The 19,678-nt window shown below is 59.9% G+C and carries 20 protein-coding genes; 14 read left to right on the plus strand and 6 right to left on the minus strand.

All coding sequences use genetic code 11. The features are described from left to right. The first annotated feature begins 116 nt into the window (after positions 1–116). The 6 genes from AD662_RS25850 to AD662_RS25875 all read left to right on the plus strand — a co-directional run bounded on the left by AD662_RS25850 (position 117) and on the right by AD662_RS25875 (position 6,556). Positions 117–635 (plus strand): RNA polymerase sigma factor, encoded by a 519-nt coding sequence (locus AD662_RS25850; protein ID WP_018607416.1) that lies wholly within the window; start codon positions 117–119, stop codon positions 633–635. Further along, complete coding sequence (locus AD662_RS25855) at positions 632–1,606, plus strand: FecR domain-containing protein (RefSeq protein ID WP_053189975.1); 975 nt, start codon at positions 632–634, stop codon at positions 1,604–1,606. The genes AD662_RS25850 and AD662_RS25855 overlap by 4 nt, the downstream gene beginning before the upstream one ends. Positions 1,607–1,839: 233 nt before the next feature. Continuing rightward, positions 1,840–4,278: a TonB-dependent siderophore receptor gene (locus AD662_RS25860; protein ID WP_053189976.1), complete on the plus strand. Its 2,439-nt coding sequence runs from the start codon at positions 1,840–1,842 to the stop codon at positions 4,276–4,278. Between the two features lie 167 nt (positions 4,279–4,445). Further along, the gene (locus AD662_RS25865; protein WP_053189977.1) at positions 4,446–5,576 is read left to right on the plus strand and encodes a PepSY-associated TM helix domain-containing protein; all 1,131 of its coding nucleotides are present in this window, start codon (positions 4,446–4,448) and stop codon (positions 5,574–5,576) included. Further along, positions 5,573–5,752 carry a hypothetical protein gene (locus tag AD662_RS29860; protein ID WP_033062653.1) on the plus strand — a complete coding sequence of 60 codons (180 nt, stop codon included), beginning with the start codon at positions 5,573–5,575 and terminating at the stop codon, positions 5,750–5,752. The genes AD662_RS25865 and AD662_RS29860 overlap by 4 nt, the downstream gene beginning before the upstream one ends. A gap of 174 nt (positions 5,753–5,926) precedes the next feature. Continuing rightward, on the plus strand, positions 5,927–6,556 hold the full coding sequence (locus AD662_RS25875; RefSeq protein ID WP_046064518.1) for a glutathione S-transferase: 630 nt from the start codon (positions 5,927–5,929) through the stop codon (positions 6,554–6,556). 532 nt (positions 6,557–7,088) lie between these two features. On the opposite strand, the gene creD is transcribed toward AD662_RS25875, so the two are convergent. From creD to creB, 4 genes are all read right to left on the minus strand, one after another. Then, on the minus strand, positions 7,089–8,462 hold the full coding sequence (creD, locus tag AD662_RS25885; protein WP_018603535.1) for a cell envelope integrity protein CreD: 1,374 nt from the start codon (positions 8,460–8,462) through the stop codon (positions 7,089–7,091). Positions 8,463–8,516: 54 nt separating this feature from the next. Beyond that, positions 8,517–9,491, minus strand: coding sequence for an alpha/beta hydrolase (locus tag AD662_RS25890; RefSeq protein ID WP_018603537.1), 975 nt, complete (start codon positions 9,489–9,491; stop codon positions 8,517–8,519). A gap of 171 nt (positions 9,492–9,662) precedes the next feature. Continuing rightward, positions 9,663–11,081, minus strand: coding sequence for a two-component system sensor histidine kinase CreC (gene creC / locus AD662_RS25895; protein ID WP_053189978.1), 1,419 nt, complete (start codon positions 11,079–11,081; stop codon positions 9,663–9,665). Further along, positions 11,081–11,761: a two-component system response regulator CreB gene (creB, locus tag AD662_RS25900; protein WP_018603542.1), complete on the minus strand. Its 681-nt coding sequence runs from the start codon at positions 11,759–11,761 to the stop codon at positions 11,081–11,083. The genes creC and creB overlap by 1 nt, the downstream gene beginning before the upstream one ends. Before the next feature lie 180 nt (positions 11,762–11,941). Here creB and AD662_RS29865 point away from each other — a divergent pair, with 180 nt between their 5' ends. Next, positions 11,942–13,009: an RHS repeat-associated core domain-containing protein gene (locus tag AD662_RS29865; protein ID WP_235862370.1), complete on the plus strand. Its 1,068-nt coding sequence runs from the start codon at positions 11,942–11,944 to the stop codon at positions 13,007–13,009. A gap of 116 nt (positions 13,010–13,125) precedes the next feature. Here AD662_RS29865 and rloA2 read toward each other — a convergent pair whose 3' ends face one another. Further along, positions 13,126–13,632, minus strand: a complete 507-nt coding sequence (gene rloA2 / locus AD662_RS25905) for a retropepsin-like aspartic peptidase RloA2 (RefSeq protein ID WP_053189979.1) — start codon at positions 13,630–13,632, stop codon at positions 13,126–13,128. Between the two features lie 352 nt (positions 13,633–13,984). Here rloA2 and AD662_RS25910 point away from each other — a divergent pair, with 352 nt between their 5' ends. The 3 genes from AD662_RS25910 to AD662_RS25920 all read left to right on the plus strand — a co-directional run bounded on the left by AD662_RS25910 (position 13,985) and on the right by AD662_RS25920 (position 16,610). Next, positions 13,985–14,878 (plus strand): 1-acylglycerol-3-phosphate O-acyltransferase, YihG family, encoded by an 894-nt coding sequence (locus AD662_RS25910; RefSeq protein WP_053189980.1) that lies wholly within the window; start codon positions 13,985–13,987, stop codon positions 14,876–14,878. An 80-nt stretch (positions 14,879–14,958) separates the two neighbouring features. Then, positions 14,959–15,984: an RHS repeat-associated core domain-containing protein gene (locus tag AD662_RS29870; RefSeq protein ID WP_235862371.1), complete on the plus strand. Its 1,026-nt coding sequence runs from the start codon at positions 14,959–14,961 to the stop codon at positions 15,982–15,984. Positions 15,985–16,217: 233 nt separating this feature from the next. Further along, the gene (locus tag AD662_RS25920; RefSeq protein WP_074849499.1) at positions 16,218–16,610 is read left to right on the plus strand and encodes a hypothetical protein; all 393 of its coding nucleotides are present in this window, start codon (positions 16,218–16,220) and stop codon (positions 16,608–16,610) included. Positions 16,611–16,648: 38 nt separating this feature from the next. Here the strand turns inward: AD662_RS25920 and AD662_RS25925 are convergent, their stop codons facing one another. Next, positions 16,649–17,227 carry a DUF2780 domain-containing protein gene (locus AD662_RS25925; RefSeq protein ID WP_053182592.1) on the minus strand — a complete coding sequence of 193 codons (579 nt, stop codon included), beginning with the start codon at positions 17,225–17,227 and terminating at the stop codon, positions 16,649–16,651. A gap of 303 nt (positions 17,228–17,530) precedes the next feature. On the opposite strand from AD662_RS25925, the gene AD662_RS25930 reads away from it, so the two are divergent. The 4 genes from AD662_RS25930 (at position 17,531) to AD662_RS25945 (ending at position 19,656) form a co-directional block, all read left to right on the plus strand. Continuing rightward, positions 17,531–17,953 (plus strand): DUF3757 domain-containing protein, encoded by a 423-nt coding sequence (locus AD662_RS25930; protein WP_053189981.1) that lies wholly within the window; start codon positions 17,531–17,533, stop codon positions 17,951–17,953. Positions 17,954–18,058: 105 nt separating this feature from the next. Beyond that, on the plus strand, positions 18,059–18,634 hold the full coding sequence (locus AD662_RS25935; protein ID WP_053189982.1) for a hypothetical protein: 576 nt from the start codon (positions 18,059–18,061) through the stop codon (positions 18,632–18,634). Positions 18,635–18,980: 346 nt separating this feature from the next. Next, positions 18,981–19,253 (plus strand): hypothetical protein, encoded by a 273-nt coding sequence (locus AD662_RS25940; RefSeq protein WP_018603560.1) that lies wholly within the window; start codon positions 18,981–18,983, stop codon positions 19,251–19,253. A gap of 190 nt (positions 19,254–19,443) precedes the next feature. Further along, complete coding sequence (locus AD662_RS25945; protein ID WP_018603565.1) at positions 19,444–19,656, plus strand: cold-shock protein; 213 nt, start codon at positions 19,444–19,446, stop codon at positions 19,654–19,656. Positions 19,657–19,678 lie beyond the last annotated feature (22 nt).

A 19,678-nucleotide genomic window follows, 5' to 3' on the forward strand; every position in this document is an offset into this window, starting at 1 on the left:
CCACAGACTTATTTGGGCCCACAGATCGGGTCCCGACCAGCGCCAATTGCTTTCCCGCCTCCGCCTCTGCCACAATCGCGAACAATTCTCGTTACTTAAAACGTCGGTGATGCTAGGTGTCGTCAGTCCCCACCCCCCACAGTGATTTGGTTGGTGCGTTGTACCGCGACCATCGCGCTTGGCTATTGGCCTGGCTGCGACGCAACGTGGCGTGTGCGCACCGGGCCGAGGACCTGAGCCAGGACACCTTTGTGCGCTTGCTGGGTCGCGAGGAACTGAAGGCGCCCCGCGAACCACGGGCATTTCTGGTGGCCATCGCCAAGGGCCTGCTGTTCGATTATTTCCGTCGAGCGGCATTGGAGCAGGCCTACCTCACCGAACTGATGCTGATCCCCGAGGCCGAGCAGCCCTCGGTGGAAGAACAGCAAATCATCCTCGAAGACCTCAAGGCCATCGATCGCCTGCTCGGCAAACTGTCGAGCAAGGCCCGCGCAGCTTTCCTCTATAACCGCCTCGACGGCCTCGGCCACGCCGAAATCGCCGAGCGCCTGGGGGTTTCGGTGCCGCGCGTACGGCAATACCTGGCCCAAGGCATCCGACAGTGCTACATCGCACTTTATGGTGAGCCGACATGAGCCAGGCCCATGCCAAACCGGTCTCGGCCAGCGTGCTGGATGCCGCCATTGCCTGGCAGTTGTCCCTGGACTCGAGCAGCGCCCAGGAGCGTGAAGCCTTCGCCCAATGGCATGCCGCCGACGAAGAACACGCCCGGGCCTGGCGACAGCTGGGCATGCTTGACCAGCGCTTCAGTGTGGCCAACGGGCCGGCGCGCGCCGCGTTGCTGCAATCGCGGGTCAGCATTCGCCGGCGGATACGCAAGGTCGGCAGCGGCCTGGCCAGTGTTGTCGCGGTCATCGGCCTGGCGCTGTTTGCCGGCGATCGTTACCTGCCGCTGGATTACTGGCTGGCCGATCAGCGCACCGCGACAGGCGAACAGCGCACCCTGCGCCTGACCGACGGCACGCTGATCAACCTCAACACCCACAGTGCCCTGGACGTGCGTTTCGATGACAAGCAGCGCCGCATCGTCCTGCAGGAAGGTGAGATCCTGGTGGAAACCGGTCACGACGACCCGCGTCCGTTCATCGTCGAGACCCGCGAAGGCAGCCTGCGCGCCTTGGGCACACGGTTCCTGGTCAAGCGTGAAGACGAAGGCACGCGCCTGAGCGTGTTGAAATCCGCTGTGGCGGCGCATCCCCAGGCCACGGACAAGGAACTGATCCTGCGCGAAGGCCAACAAGTGCTGATGCACCGCGACGGCCTCGGGCCGACCATTGCCCTGAACCCCGGCGCCGATGCCTGGACCCGCGGCATGCTGGTGGTGGACAACGCGCGCCTTGAAGACCTGGTCTACGAACTGGGGCGTTACCGGCATGGCTACTTGGGGGTCGCGCCACAAGTGGCAGACCTGCGCATCACCGGCAGTTTCCCGCTGCACGACACCGACCTGGCCCTGACGGCCCTGCTGCCGAGCTTGCCGGTGCAGGTCGAGCATCACACGCGGTGGTGGGTGGTGGTGGGGCCAAGCACCGCGCCGAAACCCTGAGAGATCTTGTGTCAGGCAGGCCGCCTTCGCGAGCAAGCCCGCTCCCACATGGGAATGCGAACTCCTGTGGGAGCGGGCTTGCTCGCGAAGAGGCCTGCTGCCTCAGCACAAAGACCAGGCTGGACACCCAACCAATAACCTGAATCTAAATTATTTTCATCCACCCCTATCACTTTTCGATTTTCATCCGGCACCCAGGCAATTGAGAAATATTTCCATTCAGGAGCCGCCGTATGTCCCGCCCGCTAGACACCCTGTTGCGCCCCAGCCTGTTAGCCATCGCCATTGCCTTTGCCGTCCCGTTGACCAGCGCCCCACTGCTGGCCGCCGAACAGGCCACGAGCGTGCGCACCTACAACCTGCCCGCCGCGCCACTGGCCAGCACCCTGAACCAGATCGCCAGCCAGGCCGGCCTCGCCCTGAGCCTGAATCCGTCCCTGGCCTCGGGCAAGACCTCGGCCCCGGTCCAGGGCCAGTTCGACGCCACCGGCGCATTGCGCGAGGCCTTGCGCGGCACCGGCCTGCAACTGGAACAAAGCAGCGCCGGCACCTACAGCCTGGTGGCGGTGCCTGAAGGCGTCATGGCCTTGCCGGAAACCAGTGTGATCGGGGCCGGCCTCAATGAAACCGCGTGGGGCCCGACCGAGGGCTACGTCGCCACCCGCACCGCCGCCGGGACCAAGACGGATACGCCGATTGTCGAACTGCCGCGCTCCGTCTCGGTGGTCACGCGCCAACAGATGGAAGACCGTTCGGTTCTCAACCTCAATGACGCCCTGCGCTACACCGCTGGCGTGCAGAGCAGCGGCTACGGTTCGGATTCGCGCAACGACTGGCTGTTGGTCCGTGGCTTCATACCGACCCAATTCCTCGATGGCCTGCCGCTGCCCAAGGGCAACTACATCACCCCGAAAATCGAGCCCTGGAACCTGGAGCGCATCGCCGTGCTGCGTGGCCCGGCCTCTTCGGTCTACGGCCAGACGCCGCCTGGCGGCATGCTGGACATGGTCAGCCGTCGGCCACAGGCCGAAAGCAGCAATGAAGTCGAGTTGCAGGCCGGCAGCTATGAACACAAGCAGATCAACTTCGACAGCACCGGCAAAGTCGATGACGAAGGCCAGTTCCTCTATCGGCTCAGCGGCACCGTGCGCGACAGCAACGCCCAGGTCGATCACATCCCGGACAAGCGCTACAACCTTGCGCCGAGCCTGACCTGGAACATCAACGACGACACCCGTCTGACCTTCCTGTCCCAGTACACCCGCGACGACACCGGCATCACCGGGCAATTCCTGCCACTGCAAGGCACCAAGCTGTCCTCGCCAGCGGGCAAGATTTCCCACCACAAGAACCTCGGCGACCCGGACTGGGAATTCTACGACCGGACCTACTACGCGCTCGGCTATGCGTTCGAACATCGCCTGAACGACACCTGGCAGTTCCGCCAGAACCTGCGCTACACCAAGAGCGACCTGGAAACCCAGGGCATCTCCGCCGGCGGGCAATTCTCGCCGGCCGGTCCTGAGGAAGCGGTGAGCGCCGATGGCACCGTCAAGCGCAGTGCCAGCGTCATTGACGAAGACATCAGCCAGTTCGCCGTGGACAACAACTTCCAGGCCGATTTCCAGACCGGCGCCCTCAGCCACACCCTGCTGCTGGGCCTGGACCACCAGCGCTCCAACAGTAATTCGCACTGGGATTGGGGTTCGACTGGCGTGCCGACCAGCAACATCCACAACCCGACCTATGGACAGGATTTCTCCAACGTCCAGTATTTCACCATGTATGACTACAACCAGAAGACCCACCAGACCGGCCTGTACGTCCAGGACCAGATCGCCCTGGACAACTGGCGCCTGACCCTCGGCGGTCGTGAGGACTGGATTCACACCGGCACCGTGTTCCACAACCTGAACGATGCGACCAACACCCAGCGCGACAAGAAATTCAGCGGCAACGCGGCACTGAGCTATGTCTTCGATAACGGTGTGACGCCGTACATTTCCTTCGCCCAGTCGTTCCAGGCGGCGGCAGGTTCAACCGTCAACAGCACCGAAGCGTTCAAACCCACCGAAGGTGAACAATACGAAGCGGGTATCAAGTACCAGCCACCCGGCACCAAGACCCTGCTGACCGCTGCGGTGTTCGACCTGACCCAGCAAAACAACTCCGTCACCGAAAACAACGTCACCCGCCAGGTGGGTGAAGTCCAGGTGCGTGGCCTGGAACTGGAAGCCTCGGGCGACGTGACCGACAACCTAAAACTGATCGGCTCCTACACCTACAACGACAGCGAAATCACCAAGGGCACGGCGGCGGAAAAAGGCAAGCGCATGGCCCAGGTCCCGCGCAACCAGGCCACCGCCTGGGCGGACTACACCTGGCATAACGGCCCGCTGGATGGCTTCGGTATCGGCACAGGTGTGCGTTATGTCGGCGACACCTACGGCAACACCACCAACACCGACTGGGGCCATGTCGGGTCCTACACCGTGTACGACGCCTCGGCCCATTACGACCTGGGCCGTCTGAACAAAACCCTCAAGGGGGTCACGGTGGCGGTGGACGCGAAGAACCTCTTCAACAAGGACTATCTGTCCACTTGCGACGGCTTCTACTGCTACTACGGCGACCAACGCAACGTCGTCGCCAGCGTGAATTACAAATGGTAAACGGTTAGCATTTGCATACCCACTTTAGCGGGCACTATGTGGGAGCAAGGCTTGCCCGCGATGGAGGCGACTCGGTTTCAGAAAGACCGCATCGCCTGTTTCGCGGGCAAGCCTTGCTCCCACTGATACCCCTCGCCACAAGGTGCCCTTTTGCATCCGGATCGCTCATGAAAAGCAAAACCATCCGCCGCTGGTCCTTCGTCCACACCTGGACCAGTCTGATCTGCACGGTGTTCCTGCTGATGCTGGCGATCACCGGGCTGCCGTTGATCTTCCACCATGAAATTGAACACCTGCTGGGCGACGCCCCGCAGCTTCGGGAAATGCCCGCCGACACGCCGCCGCTGGACCTGCAACAACTGGTGGAAAAAGCCAAGGCCCATCGCCCGGGGGAAGTGGTCCAGTATTTTGGCTGGGACGATGACGAGCCCAACGGCGTCATCACCATCATGGCACCGACACCGGGCACTGAACCCAATGCCTCCCACACCTTCATGCTCGATGGGCGTACCGGCGAGGCCCTGGAAATGCCCTCGGCCAATGGCGGTTTCATGATGGTTATGCTGCGCCTGCACGTGGACCTGTTCGCCGGGTTGCCGGGCAAGTTGCTCCTGGCGTTCATGGGGTTGCTGTTCGTGATTGCCATCGTCTCCGGGGTGGTCCTGTACCTGCCGTTCATGCGCCGCTTGAAGTTCGCCACGGTGCGCCAGGACAAATCCACGCGCCTGCGCTGGCTCGACCTGCACAACCTGATCGGCGTGGTCACGCTGGTCTGGGCGCTGACCGTGGGCGTCACTGGCGTGATTGCCGCCTGCGCCGACCTGATCATCGCCGCGTGGCGCAACGACAGCCTCAGCGCCATGGTCGAACCCTACCGCAACGCCCCGCCGCTGACCCAACTGGCACCGGCCACCCGGCTGCTGGACATCGCCAAGGACGTCGCGCCGGGCATGGAGCCGAGTTTCATCGCCTTCCCCGGCACGCTGTTCTCCAGCGAGCACCACTACAGCGTCTTCATGAAGGGTGACACCCACCTGACCTCGCACCTGCTCACGCCGGTGCTGATCGATGCCTCCACCCTGGACATCACCGCCGTCGCCGAACGGCCGTGGTACATGGACGTCATGAGCCTGTCCCTGCCGTTGCACTTCGGCGACTACGGTGGCCGGCCAATGCAGATCTTCTGGGCGACCCTCGACGTACTGACCATCATCGTCCTCGGCAGCGGCGTCTACCTGTGGCTGGTGCGGCGTAAAGCGGCCAAGCGTGCGACCGTTGGTGCGCAGGTCCTCTCGTGAGGCCTCGGCAGTCGAGTTTCTGGAAGGTGTTTGGTCTTCCCCTGATGATTGGTGCGCTCAGTGCGGCAGGGTTGTTCAGCGCATTGCTCGGAGACGGCGTCTGGGATGCGGTGAGCTGGGTGGGTTTAGGGGTGCCGACGGTCTTGGGGGCGTGGGGATTGATCAAGCGCGGATAACTCCTGCCGGACGCGTCCCCTGTGGGAGCGGGCTTGCTCGCGAAGGCGGCGTGTCAGTCGCAATTGTGTTTCTGACACGCCGCCTTCGCGAGCAAGCCCGCTCCCACACTGGAACTCGCCAGCCGCCTTGGAACTGTCTAGGCTAGGCGCTAGCCGTTTACCGAGGATGCCTGCATGTCCACTCCCAGCATGACGCTGTTCCACAACCCCGCTTCGCCCTTCGTTCGCAAGGTCCTGGTGCTGCTGCACGAAACCGGCCAGCAGGACCGCGTGGCGTTGCAGCTCAGCCAGCTCTCGCCGGTCAAGCCGGACCGGGCGCTGATCGATGACAACCCGTTGAGCAAGATCCCGGCCCTGCGCCTGGCCAACGGGACGGTGATCCACGACAGCCGCGTCATCCTCGACTACCTCGATCACCAGCACGTCGGCAACCCGCTGATCCCCCGGGACGGCGCGGCCCGCTGGCGGCGCCTGACCCTGGCCTCCCTGGCCGATGGGATCATGGATGCGGCCGTGATGATCCGCTACGAAACCGCGCTGCGCCCTGTGGAAAAGCACTGGGACGAATGGCTCGATGCGCAGCGGGACAAAATTCGCCGGGCCCTGGGCCAGCTCGAAGCCGAAGCGATTGCCGAGCTGGCCTGCCACTTCGACGTGGCCTCCATCAGCGTGGCCTGCGCCTTGGGCTACCTCGACCTGCGCCATCCCGACCTGGAATGGCGCAAGGCCAATCCGCAACTGGCGGCGTGGTTTGCCGAGGTCAGTCTGCGGCCTTCGATGGTCGAGACGGTGCCCAGGGTTTAGCTTTGCGTTAGCCGTGCCGGCCTTATCGCGGGCAAGCCTTGCTCCCACATAGACCCCGCTCAACCTTGGGAGCAGGTTAGCCCCCACATAGACCCGCTCAACCTGTGGGAGCAGGTTAGCCCCCACATAGACCCGCTCAACCTGTGGGAGCAGGTTAGCCCCCACATAGACCCGCTCAACCTTGGGAGCAGGTTAGCCCCCACATAGACCCGCTCAACCTGTGGGAGCAGGTTAGCCCCCACATAGACCTGCTCAATCTTGGGAGCAGGTTAGCCCCCACATAGACCCGCTCAACCTGTGGGAGCAGGTTAGCCCCCACATAGACCCCGCTCAACCTGTGGGAGCAGGTTAGCCCCCACATAGACCCGCTCAACCTGTGGGAGCAGGTTAGCCCCCACATAGACCCGCTCAACCTGTGGGAGCAAGGCTTGCCCGCGATGGCAGTGCACCGGATCCAGCGGAAACAACCCAGCAATCTGCATCACCAACACCTCCCGCACCCGCTGGTCCTCACGCAACCCCAATGACCGGCTCATTTCACCTCTCCCAGATCAAAGCTCATCGCCGCCGCCGGCTTCGACCCGACCCCGTACCAGTCCAGCTTGCGGGTCAGCACCATGAACACGCCCAGCAGGCCGAACAGCAACAGCGAGCCCATCAACAGCGCGTAGTCCTCGGCGCTCAACAGGCCGTAGAGCAAACCGTACAAGCCCGCCAGCCCCACCGAGAATCCCAGGCCGTGGCTCACGCTGCGCAACACATGGCAGACATAGAACCCGATCAGCAATACACAGGCGCTGGCCGACACCAAGTACGCCAGGGTGAAGCCGATGTGCTCCGACAGCGACAACAGCAGCAGGTAAAAGAACGCCAGCGCCACGCCCACCAAGGCGTACTGGACCGGGTGCACCGCCAGGCTCTTGAGTACCTCGAAGAGGAAGAAACCGGCGAAGGTCAGGGCGACAAACAGCAGCGCATATTTGATCGCCCGGTCGCTCTTGAGGTACTGGTCCACCGGGTCGATGAAGCTCACCCCGAAGGCCCGGCTGCGGAACGCTTCACAGCTATCGCTCGGTTCGCAGGCTTGCAGTGTTTCCAGGAGGTTGGTGGAGAAAAACGACGTCTGCCAGTCGGCACTGAAACCCTGCTCATTGATTTCACGATTGGTCGGCAGGTAGTTGCCGATAAAGCTCGGATGCGGCCAGTCAGCCGACAGGTGCACCTTGGTGGATTTGCCCACTGGCAGAATCTGGAACTCGCCAGTGCCTTGCAGGCGCAGGTCGAAACCGAAGGTCAACTCAGGGCCGCCCTGGGCGGTGATCATCGGCAGCGGCACATGCACACCCTGCCCCAGCCAACCGAGCCGCGAGCCAGGCAGGAAGTCGACGGTCTGTTGGTTGAGCGTCAGGGTCAGCGCATTCTCGATGCCGCGAATGTCGCTGATGCCGACGCTCAGGTACGGCTCATCGAAGCGGTAATCGGCAAAATCCTTGGCGGCTACACCGTAGCGCTCAGGCACCTTGAAACGGCCATCGATCCGGTTATCGGCATGGAACAAGCGCGCTTCGTAGATGCCCCGGGCACGGGTTTCGGTGCGGATCTGGCCGTCGAGTTCAAACTGCTCCGGTAAAAAATACAACTCGCCCGCTCGCTCGACGGTTTCCAGGAAACGCACGCCGGTCTTCTCGTTGGTATTCCAGACCTTCACGCTCTTGCGAAACGGCACCACGATCATCGGCCCGATCAGTTGCTGGTTGTAGCTGGAGCTGCGGGCGATGTCCTGCAGCACACCGTCACGCAGTTCCTGGCGCTCATCAATGAGCCCGTTGATCATCAACAACGGGATCATCAACAAGAGAATCAAGAGGGCGATCATGCCCAGTTTTATGGCGAGGCTGCGGTTCATGTGGGGCTCTCCCTGTTCGAATGAGGGAGAGTCTGGGGTGGCTGTGTGTTGGGCTTATGGAGCGATTGTGGAGATTGTGTGGAGACTGCCATCGTCGTGTCGAGCACGAACGCCGGCATCCGCCACGTCCACGGCCTGGAAAGCTTCGCGCAGGGAGTCCTCCATCAGCTGCCAGGCCTCCTCGGCCGACTCGTCCGGTCCCAGGTGGGTGAACATATGGTCGCAGCCTTCAAACATTCGCTGGCGCACCGGCACGCCGGCCTGGCGTAACTTCTCGGCGTAGGCCTCGCCTTCGGCACGCAAGATATCGTATTGCGCCGTGATCACCGTGGCAGCCGGCATCCCCGCCAGCGCCTCGACCGGCGCCAACAGGGGTGAGGCCAACGGATCGAGCGCCTGTGCCGGATCGCTCAGGTAGCAGCTATTGAAGAAGCGCATCAGGCCGGCATTGAGCAGTGGCCGGGCACTGGTGGACGTCTTCAAGGCTGGGTCCTGGTGCAGATCCAGCGCCGCATAGTCGATCAACTGATGCACCACCTTCAACGCCTGATGCCCTCGCGCCAGGCCCGCCACGGCGGCGGCCAGATTGCCGCCGGCGCTATGGCCGCCGACGGCGAAACGCTGAGGATCGATGCCCAGCGTTTCGGCTTCGCTGGCCAGCCATTCGAGCACCGCGAAGCACTGCCGCGGGCCTGCGGGGAAGGCGTGCTCCGGCGCCAGCACATAGTCCAGATTGACCACCAGGCAGTTCAGGTTATGGGCCAGTCGACGGCAATAGCTGTCGTCGTGTTCGGGCGTCCCCGCGACAAAGCCACCGCCATGGAAATTCAGGTACACCGGCAGCTTTGCCGAGGACTGCGAATGGGGCCAGTAAAACAGCGCCCGCGCAGGCCCCCAAGGCGTCGGGATGGTTTGCTCGACAACGGCGCGCAACGGAAACAACGCAGCGTCGTAGGTAAACTTCGCCTTCATTCTCTTGGCGAAGGCGCGCAACAACTTGGCCTGCAGTTTTTGCCAGAGGCTCACCATGCTCATGCTCCCGGTTGTGTATCCACGAATAGGACCAGCCGACCGAAAGTCATCTCGCCGTAAGGCATGGCTTGCTGACAGGTCTACAAAATTGTTCGCCGGTGCTGAGGGGAAATTAAACCTAAAAAATGGTTATGTAAATTAATCAATAATAAGATTAACCAAGTTCCCTCAAGGCAACCTCAGCACCACCTCAACCCCACCCACGATATTGCCAATACTGAATTGCCCCCCATGCAACTGCACCACCTCCTCCACGAAGTTGAGCCCCAGGCCAGTGCTCTTGCGGCCGCTGTCCGGGCGCGGCAGGGAGTAGAAGCGCTCGCTCAGGCGGGGCAGCGCGTAGTCGGGAATCGGCGCGGCCTGATTGAACAGACGAATCTCGACGCGATTCCCACTGCGCTCGGCGCTGATACGTAGCCGACCGTTGACGGGGGTGAAGTCCAGGGCGTTTTCCAGCAGATTGCCCAAGGCCTGGCGCAACAGGAACGGCTCACCGGTCAGCGTCAGGTCGGCAGCGATATGCTGTTCAACCGTCAACTGGCGACTTTCAATCCAGCCGCCACGCGCTTCCAGCAGCTCGTCCATCAACGCTGCCAGCGGCACCGCGACTTCTTCTTCCAACCCCTGGCGCTGCTCGATCTGGGCCAGGTTGAGCAACCGTTCGATCAACTGCTGCATGCGCACACTTTCGTTGTCGATGTTATTGACGAAGCGTTGGTGCTGGGCGGCGGGCATGTCGCTTTGCAGCAGCTCGGCGGCCCCGCGAATCGCCGCCAGCGGGCTCTTGAGCTCGTGGGTCAGCGTATGCACATAACGCTCGACGTAAGCCTTGCCTTCCAGTTGCGTGCGCATGTGCTCCACAGCGCCCGCCAGTTGCTCGAACTCGCCCCCACGATAATGCGGCACTTCCACCCGACGCCCCTGGCTGACCGCCTGGGCATAGCTCGTCAAACGCCGCAATGCCGCGCTGAGCCACCAGGACAACAAGCCGCCCAGCAACAAGCCCAGGGCCACCAACCCGGCGCCATAGATCAACAGGCGCCGCTCGGTGCGATCGACATAAGGCTGCAAGGAACTGTTGGGTTTGGCGACGGTGACGACCCCAATGATGCGGCCGTTGTCGCGGATCGGCGCGCCGACGTGCATCACCGAAGACGTCGGATCATCGGCAACGCTGCGGGTCGAGCGAGCGCCGTAGTGGCCGCGCAGGGTCAGGTAAACGTCGTTCCAGCGCGAATAATCCTGGCCCACCGCCACGCCACTGGAGTCGAGCACCACGATGCCGTTGGCATCGGTGACATAGATGCGATGGCTGACCTGGTTTTTCGGCAAGCCCCAGATCGTCGCCGCCGGCTGGCGCTCGCCGTAGGCCTTGAGCAACTGCGGCCAGCGATTCTGGTTGAGGGTGCCGGCCTTGAAATCGTCCCGCAGGATCTCGGCCATCAGGTTGGCCGTGTCCACCAGGGTTTCTTCGGTGGACTGGCGCACGCCGGGGCGGATTTCCTCCATGACCGTGTTGAGCACGAAGTAACCGGTCAAGGCGATAAACAGCACATACACCAGGAAAATCCGGATCCCCAGCGACATCAGCTGTGCCCCGGGCTGTAGCTGTAGCCCAGGCCCCGATGCGTCTGGATCGGCTCGGCCTCGGCCCGGACCAGGCGCAGCTTGGCGCGCACGCTCTTGATGTGGCTGTCGATGCTGCGCTCGTAGCCGGCATCGCTGGCCACGCCCAGGGCATCGAGCAGTTGCTCACGGCTGAAGACCCGCTCAGGTTGCTCCAGCAGACAATTGAGCAGGCGGAACTCGTGACGGGTGAGGTTCAGCGGTGTGCCGCGATAGTTGATCTGCACACGGTCGGCATCGACCTGAAACAACGCCGTGCCCACCTCCGCCGCCGGACGCGGCGCCACGCGTTTGAGAATCGCCCGGACCCTGGCCGCCACCTCGCGGGGGCTGAAGGGTTTGACCACGTAATCGTCGGCACCGATTTCCAGGCCCACGATCCGGTCGATCTCGCCATCCCGAGCTGTAAGAAAGATGACCGGAACGTCGCTGAAACGTCTGATTTTTTTACAAGTCTCGAATCCACTGATATCCGGCAGGCCCACATCGAGAATGATCAGGTCCGCCGGGGTGTTTTTCTGGTGTTCGAGGGCGGCTGCGCCAAGGCTCAACCAGGTGGTGTCAAACCCCTCCCCTTGCAGGGCAAACACCAGTGTATCGGCGATGGCGGCTTCGTCTTCGACAATCAGGATATGAGGCATGGCTTGCGGGCCCGGCAGTAAAGTTGCCGGAACGGTGCCGCAAGGTTTGGGGTACGTCAATCGGCAGTCGAGTTGGTCGGTGGTTGGCGGTCACGACTAACAGTTCTGATAGTTGGCAAGCGCTGGAAAACGGCTGATGCTGAAGACCGGTTTTTTTGGACTTCAGATGGAGCTCAGTCGATGCCGGCCTCCCCTCGCGAAACCGTATTGTGCCGCTACCGCTACGACCCGCTGGATCGCCTGGTCGACTGCGCGCCTTCCGCTGAGGCTGGTATTCAGCGCTTTTATTGCAAAAGCCGATTGGCGACGGAGATACAGGGGGCGGTGCAGCGTAGCGTGTTTCAACACGACGATCAGCTACTGGCGCAACATCGGCGCGAGGATGCGAAGGTGAAGACCGCCCTGCTGGCGACTGATCAGCAGCGGTCGGTGTTGAATGTGCTTGATGCGAACCGGGTTCATCCACTTGCCTATAGCCCTTACGGACATCGTCCGGCGGAAAGCGGGCTGCTCAGTTTGCTTGGGTTTAACGGCGAACGACCGGATCCGGTGACGGGGCATTATTTGTTGGGGAATGGGTATCGGGCATTCAATCCGGTGTTGATGCGGTTTAATAGTCCGGACAGTTTGAGTCCGTTTGGGGAGGGGGGGGTGAATGCTTATGGGTATTGTGGAGGGGACTCTATCAATCGAAGCGATCCTACAGGGCATATTTTCAAAAGAATTCTAAGAGGGTTTGGATTAATGAAACCCAAAACAACATCTACAGTGCCTACCAGTAACGCTCCTATACTTGGGCTCCCTCTACGAGAAACGTACGCATGCGCAGAATTGTCGCTTAATGGCACTGGACTCTTCATCGGCGGACAAAACATAAACCCGCTCAGCAAAAATGGTTCATTGGTGCCAGCAAACATAGACGAGGCAACAGTACCCGATTTATTTATTATGCGAAAATACATTACAGCGAAAACTGACCTTAAAAACATGATTCTCAAGCTTGAGTTTCCTGATTTCTACGCGATACATAAAGACGATCCATTAATAAGTGAATTCGAAAGATACCCGTTATTACTCTCCCTTGAGCCACGGGATACCACAGCAATGGCAATATCCGACCTACGGATGGCATTATTACAATACGGTGCGGTGCAAGAAATACTAAACTTTGCCAGACAAACAAATCCAACACCTAATATCAGCCCTACTCTCAACCGGGCGAAAAAAATAAGACGTAGCTCAGTTTGACATTAAAGAGTTTAATGGCTTTTGCCACGATGTACGAAGAGCTGGCAATCTTAATCGCCAGTTCCTCGTACATCACGACCGCGGGACTTTCCACGCCAGCCCCCAAGACACACCGTTCAACAATCCGGCTTATCCGCCGTAAACCGCCGCGCCGGGTTCACCGCCGCGCCAAACTCACGCAGCGCCTTGGCCCCGATCAACAGCGGATAATTGAAACTGCTGCGGTCTGTCAGGTTGACCTCGACCGTGCGCTTGACATTACCCAGGCACAACTCCAGATCGACCACCGGGCGCTTGGTGGGGGCGATCTTTTCGTCGTCGTCCTCATCCTCTTCGGAACGGGTCTTGATCTTGCTGATGCGGGCGATCTTGTGTTCGTAGACCTTGTTGCTCGCGCCCTTGGTCGCCAGGCGGAACCGCACCCAGTCATCGCCGTCGCGGGTGAAGGTCTCGATGTCCTTGGCCGACAACGAGGCGGTCAGGGCGCCGGTGTCCATCTTGGCCTTGAGCACTTCACCGCCGATTTCCGGCAGCGCGATGTATTCATAGCGCCCGTACAGGGTCGGCTCGGCGGCCAGCACTGGAAGGGCCACCAGGGAAAGCAGGGCTAGAACTGATTTCATGTAGTTAGGGCTTCCATTGTGGGAGTGGGGTTTTAGACCGTTGCTGATGAATTCGTTCGGTTGACTTCGATAGCAATGGCTAAGAGAAACTCCAGCCAAGCGCTACCTCTGTGGCGAGGGGATTTATCCCCGCTGGGGTGCGAAGCAACCCCAAAACAGTCAGCTCAATCAGTCTGGCGCACCGAGATATCAGGTTTCAGGGGCGCTTCGCACCCCAGCGGGGATAAATCCCCTCGCCACAAAAGCCCATCCAGTTTAGCCAAGCCCAAGTGAAACTTTCGTCCACACCGATTTGGCCTGCCGCCCGAAGCCTGCTTATCATGGCCCGCCCACCTGTTTGCAAGAGTCATCTATGCGCCGCCTGCTCACCGGCTGTTTCGTCACGCTGCTGTTATTGCTCAACACCCTGGTGCTGTTCGGGCCGCTTCTGGTGTTCGCCGTGCTCAAACTGATCCTGCCCGGGCGCTTTCGCGACTATGCCTCGTGGGCGGTGATGTGGATCGCCGAGACCTGGGCCGAAATCGACAAGCTAATCTTTGCCCTGTGCATCCCCACCCACTGGGACATCCGCGGCGGCGCGAACCTGCGCGGCGATACGTCTTACCTGGTGATCAGCAATCACCAATCCTGGGTGGACATCCCCGCCCTCGTCCAGACCCTCAACCGGCGCACGCCGTTCTTCAAGTTCTTCCTCAAGAAAGAGCTGATCTGGGTGCCGTTCCTGGGGTTGGCCTGGTGGGCGCTGGACTACCCGTTCATGAAGCGCTACACCAAGGCGTTCCTGGCGAAAAACCCGGAACTGGCCGGCAAGGACCTGGAAATCACCAAGGCCGCCTGCGAGCTGTTCAAGCGCCAACCGGTCACCGTGGTCAACTACCTCGAAGGCACGCGCTTCACCGCCGCCAAAAGCCAACAACAGCAATCCCCCTTCACCCACCTGCTCAAGCCCAAGGCCGGTGGCGTGGCGTTCGTGCTGGCGGCCATGGGCGAACAGCTGGACGCGGTGCTGGACGTGACAGTGGTCTATCCGCAGCAACGCATCCCCGGGTTCTGGGACTTGATCAGCGGCGCGGTGCCCAGGGTCATCATCGACATCCAGACCCGCGAGTTGGACCCGGCACTGTGGCAGGGCGATTATGAAAACGACCCGGCGTTTCGCCAGCAGGTGCAGGACTGGGTTAATCGGCTCTGGACTGAAAAGGACCGGCGCATCGCCCAATTGCGCAACGAAGGGAGTGGAACCTAACAGTTCTGATAGTAGGCAGCGGCTGAAAAAGCTCCGATGCTGGAGGTCCGGATGTTTGGACCTTGCACGGAGTTCGGAGCATGCCTGCTGCCCCTCGTGAGACCGTATTGTGCCGCTACCGCTACGACCCGCTGGATCGGCTGGTCGATTGTGCGCCTTCTGCTGAGGCTGGAATTCAGCGGTTTTATTGCAAAAGCCGATTGGCGACAGAGATACAGGGCGCGGTGCAGCGCAGCGTATTTCAGCATGAAGACCAGTTGTTGGCGCAACGTCGGCGCGAGGATACGAAGGTTGATACCGCCCTGCTGGCGACCGATCAGCAGCGGTCGGTGTTGAATGTGCTCGATGCGAACCGGCTTCATCCCCTTGCCTATAGCCCTTACGGCCATCGCCCGGTAGCGAACGGTCTGCTCAGTTTGCTGGGGTTTAACGGCGAACGGCCGGATCCGGTGACGGGGCATTATTTGTTGGGGAATGGGTATCGGGCATTTAATCCGGTGTTGATGCGGTTTAATAGTCCGGATAGTTTGAGTCCGTTTGGGGAGGGTGGGTTGAATGCTTATGCGTATTGTGTGGGGGACCCTGTAAATAAAGTAGATCCGACTGGACACTCTCTACTTACTTGGTTCAGATCACACTTCGGAAGAGCAAGACCGACAGAGCCTTTTTGGGAAAGATTTGATTCCGGAATCGGGCTAAAAGACGGACGCATCGTTCTTTTACAACCTATAGCTCCTGACAACCCCTTTTATAATTCTGACCGCCCCCCATCAAACTTTCAATTGAAACACTATAATGAGCACGAAATAAGAAGCTTCACAATGAAGTTACAAGAAAAAATATCCTTCTCCTCCAGGCCCGAATGGGATTTCAACGACCGCCTCCCTATCCTTCAACCACTTAGAGGTCGACCCAGCGCACTAAATGAATTAGTTCAGACCACCCATATATATCGCGAGTACAAAATACACCAAAGAACACACCAAATCGAACTCGCAGCGCAGCGCCTAGCTCGCCCAACATCGTCCCTATCCGTTTCACGGTCCGACGCCCCGCCAACTTACCGTGAGGCCACACAAAATGCCGCTAATAAAATAAGAAAATAACAACCTCAGAAAAACCGAGATGTACCCGATCTTAATATCGTCACCTTCGGTCTTAGGCGCCCCGTCGCAAGCCCCAACGAGGCCGTAGATCAAATAATTATTTGATCTACGTTAGGACCATTAAAAATCCTCTCCTAATTCCAAATCAGCATAAAAAACTGTCAACCCTGACAGTACCCCTCGCCAGACGCAGCCATAACCATGTCCCCGACCCCTAATACGGAAGCACACCCATGCGAAACTTCATGACGGGCGGCGGCGGAATAATTCTGCTGATGATCGGCCATGTCCACGTTGGAGAAGTCACTTGTCCAGCCGTGACACAACTCCATGACCACACTGAAACGGTAGAAATGCAGGATGATCCCGAATGGCAAAGCCAGAGCTTCGTGCAGGAGCTCAACCCGGCGGCACTGCCCTTCAACGACGCCGAGTTCGCGATCCATGAACCCGACGAAGATGAGCAGGTAACGAGGAGGGTGACCATCACCTGCAATTACGGCGAGAACAATCTCACGCTGGATTATCAGCCGATGTCTTTACCCTCGGCGGCCGACCGTTGCGCCAGCCGGGACACCAACACCTGCAGACGAGTGAACACCGACTACTTCAGCTTGAGATTCTGATGGTTGCGTGGCGGATTTTCGATGTCGCCACACCCTCATCAAACACCCGCACTACTCCCCCAAATCCCCCCCAGATTCTGCAGCAACGAACCCGCCACACCCTGTTGACCGAGGTACTGCAAGATGATCGGGGCAAACTGGCCGATCATGCCACTGTCCATGCCCAGCGCACTGAAGGCGTTGTTCAGGTCGCCGGTGTCCTTGACGTTGCCCAGCAAGCCGTCGAGCAGTGCATTCTTGTCCGACCCGCCCCCGAGCAAACCGCCCAGGCCATTGAGCCCGCCGATGGCGCTGTTCCCAGCGATCTGATCCAGGCCCGGGACACTTTTGCTCAACTCGGAAAACTGCGGCTCACTGAGTCGGTTCTTCGCCAGCCCCAGCATCGCACCGGCACCGCCGATGGCCTGTTCCGGCGTGATCTTGAGTTCCGATCCCAAGGTGTTGAGCAGGCCGGCGGCTTTCGGCGCGGCGGCCACGGCGCCCTCGCCCTGCTCGCCTTGGTTGCCCTGCATCGCCGACACCACATTGGCTGCATCACTGAGGCTGAACTGCGCGAAGGCTGGGCTGGCAGCCAGCGTCAACAGGCAAGACAGAGCAAAACCACGTGAAACCTTCATCCGGGACATCCTCTAGACCATGAAAAAGCCGCTCATGAAGAGCGGCGTAAAGCGAGCGTTGGACTGGCGCGGACGCAGATTGTTCCTAAACGTATTACATAAATGGCTGATAGCCATTACAGAAAATTCTCCAAAGGCCGTCAGAAGTGTCTGATTCAACGAAAACTGCGCTTTTTAATATATCTAAAAGTTACCAAACATCCATATACAGTTCTAAATTGACATAAATAACTGCCTACATTGACAGTAGCCCGCCCGACCAAAGCCGTGAATCGTTGAACGGAGACTTTTGGAGCCTGGCAGATGGAAAAAATACTGGCTGGACGCGCGGTGTTACTTTTATTGATTGTCGGCCACGCCCATGCCGGTGAAATAACCTGCCCTGCCGTCACTGACATCCATAGAAACATTGAATCGGTGGAAGATGTTTTCTTCGTCGAGATACAGGACGACCACGAATGGGAGAGCGAAAGCCTGGTGGACGTGGTCGACCCGGCATCGTTGCAGTTCGAAGGTGCCGAGTACGTTATCCATGAAGCCGACGAGGAAATACAGGCAGCCACAAGGGCGACCATCACGTGCCGGTACGGGGACATAAATCTGAATATGGAGTATCAGCAGATCCTGGAACCGGCCTTTTCAGGGTGGGTGAACAATCGCTGCGAAAGCCCGAACACCAGAATGTGCAGGTTAATGGACGGAGACTACTTCAACCTGTTTCTTTGATCGGGAATGGCAACCGCGTCACTGTTCCTGCACAGCGTTTCAAGGCGCCCTGCCATCGCCTGCACCGTTACCGTACAGTGCGGCTTTCTCCAGCAGAGTTTGCCCATGAACGTAAAAATCGGCGGCGCGACCCTCGCCGTCATCCTGACGGGCATGCTCATTGTCCTGGGCGTCAACGAATGCCAGCGCGGCCCGCTAAATCCGGAACTGGCCGACGGCACCAGCGAAGAACAAAAGACCTGGCTGACCATCGAACACCGCATCAAGCGCTCCGACCCGACGCTTACCGATGTGACCCGCGACCAGCAAACGCTGACGGTGCTTTACCGTCCAGGTGCTTGCGCGGATGACTGCGAGCCCTGGGTCCCGCACCTGCTGCGGGTTGTCGGCCATGGCCTGGCAGCGCTCAGCGGCGCGCCAGGGGGCAAGCTGTACACGCAAGTGACGGTCAAGGCGCGGATCCTTGCCGATGATGATGTGGAACTGGTCTATGACATGCCAGGGTTCGACGCCATCAAGACCCAACAAGGCGGCTACGAAACCTTTGCCGGCATGCCCCGCAGCCTGAAATTCAGCAGCGACGCCCTGGCCCAGGCGCAGGACTATTGCCAAGGCCCTAGCGCCAAAGGTTTCTACCCTGAATTTTGCGAACGAGTCGAGGCTGCAACGGCCCATCGATAACCGTGGCGAGGGCACTTGGACCCTGTAGGAGCTGGCGAAGCCTGCGATCTTTTGATCTTTCGCTTGAGACTCAAGTGTCTGGGGAAAGATCGCAGCCTCGTTTCACTCGGCAGCTCCTACACAGTGTCCACAACCCGACGCGTGCAATTTCTGGCCACAACCGGCGCTCGATCACCGTCGACTAAAAATCTTACAACTACTTGGGAAATCCCCCGCAACAGCGAGCCTTGCCCAAGCCAATCCGCGATGCCTATAGTTCGTCCCGTCGTCCACATGGCGACTCGGGTTTGGCGACTCGGAACACTGCGGTCAGAAGTCCCAATTTAACTAAATGAGGCTCCACCCAATGAACCGATACATGCCCCTCACCGGCGTCGACTGCTCCCCCGCCGCCCTGCTCATCGACACCCAAGCCCCCCTCGACGTCCTCCACGAAACCGCCGCCTACCGCATCCGCGCCGTGACTCAGCTGTTGGAAAACATCGCCTTTCGCGAAGAGCTCAGTTCCGACGCCGTCGTCCTCCACGACTTCGCCCTGCTCCTGGCGATTCCGTTGCGCGATGGCTGCGACGTGCTGGACGTGATCGGCCGGCGCTTGCAGGCACAAGCCATGGCCTGACCGCAGCGCCAGTCATCCGACTATCAACGCGCAAGCCGTTATTTCCTCTCGGTATTGCCTACTGTCAACGTTGACAGTAGGCAGCTGTTCATTCGGGTTCTAACCTGCAGCCGTGACAACGACAAACAAGGCTCTGGGCAACCCACAGCCCCTGTGCCTTTCTTCATTCGGGCAAGCAGGAAGAATAAAAATGAACGACCGAATCAAAGGAACCGTGAAGTGGTTTAACGATGCAAAGGGCTATGGCTTCATTACCTGCGGCAATGGAGGCGAGGATTTGTTCGTTCATTACTCGGCCATCGCCGGCGAGGGATATAAAACATTGAAACAGAAGCAGACGGTTTTTTTTGAAATCGAAAAGGGCGACAAAGGCATGCAGGCCACGAGAGTGACGCCTGAATAAAGCGCTTTCCATTCCGGGTAAC

The organism is Pseudomonas kilonensis (assembly GCF_001269885.1).
Taxonomy (GTDB): Bacteria; Pseudomonadota; Gammaproteobacteria; order Pseudomonadales; family Pseudomonadaceae; genus Aquipseudomonas; species Aquipseudomonas kilonensis.

Coding starts and splice junctions, on each gene's coding strand:
- AD662_RS25855 (WP_053189975.1), top strand. CDS start 632: ATGAGCCAGGCCCATGCCAAACCGGTCTCGGCCAGCGTGCTGGATGCC.
- AD662_RS25860 (WP_053189976.1), top strand. CDS start 1,840: ATGTCCCGCCCGCTAGACACCCTGTTGCGCCCCAGCCTGTTAGCCATC.
- AD662_RS25865 (WP_053189977.1), top strand. CDS start 4,446: ATGAAAAGCAAAACCATCCGCCGCTGGTCCTTCGTCCACACCTGGACC.
- AD662_RS25875 (WP_046064518.1), top strand. CDS start 5,927: ATGTCCACTCCCAGCATGACGCTGTTCCACAACCCCGCTTCGCCCTTC.
- creD (WP_018603535.1), bottom strand. CDS start 8,462: ATGAACCGCAGCCTCGCCATAAAACTGGGCATGATCGCCCTCTTGATT.
- AD662_RS25890 (WP_018603537.1), bottom strand. CDS start 9,491: ATGGTGAGCCTCTGGCAAAAACTGCAGGCCAAGTTGTTGCGCGCCTTC.
- creC (WP_053189978.1), bottom strand. CDS start 11,081: ATGTCGCTGGGGATCCGGATTTTCCTGGTGTATGTGCTGTTTATCGCC.
- creB (WP_018603542.1), bottom strand. CDS start 11,761: ATGCCTCATATCCTGATTGTCGAAGACGAAGCCGCCATCGCCGATACA.
- AD662_RS29865 (WP_235862370.1), top strand. CDS start 11,942: ATGCCGGCCTCCCCTCGCGAAACCGTATTGTGCCGCTACCGCTACGAC.
- rloA2 (WP_053189979.1), bottom strand. CDS start 13,632: ATGAAATCAGTTCTAGCCCTGCTTTCCCTGGTGGCCCTTCCAGTGCTG.
- AD662_RS25910 (WP_053189980.1), top strand. CDS start 13,985: ATGCGCCGCCTGCTCACCGGCTGTTTCGTCACGCTGCTGTTATTGCTC.
- AD662_RS29870 (WP_235862371.1), top strand. CDS start 14,959: ATGCCTGCTGCCCCTCGTGAGACCGTATTGTGCCGCTACCGCTACGAC.
- AD662_RS25920 (WP_074849499.1), top strand. CDS start 16,218: ATGCGAAACTTCATGACGGGCGGCGGCGGAATAATTCTGCTGATGATC.
- AD662_RS25925 (WP_053182592.1), bottom strand. CDS start 17,227: ATGAAGGTTTCACGTGGTTTTGCTCTGTCTTGCCTGTTGACGCTGGCT.
- AD662_RS25930 (WP_053189981.1), top strand. CDS start 17,531: ATGGAAAAAATACTGGCTGGACGCGCGGTGTTACTTTTATTGATTGTC.
- AD662_RS25935 (WP_053189982.1), top strand. CDS start 18,059: ATGAACGTAAAAATCGGCGGCGCGACCCTCGCCGTCATCCTGACGGGC.
- AD662_RS25940 (WP_018603560.1), top strand. CDS start 18,981: ATGAACCGATACATGCCCCTCACCGGCGTCGACTGCTCCCCCGCCGCC.
- AD662_RS25945 (WP_018603565.1), top strand. CDS start 19,444: ATGAACGACCGAATCAAAGGAACCGTGAAGTGGTTTAACGATGCAAAG.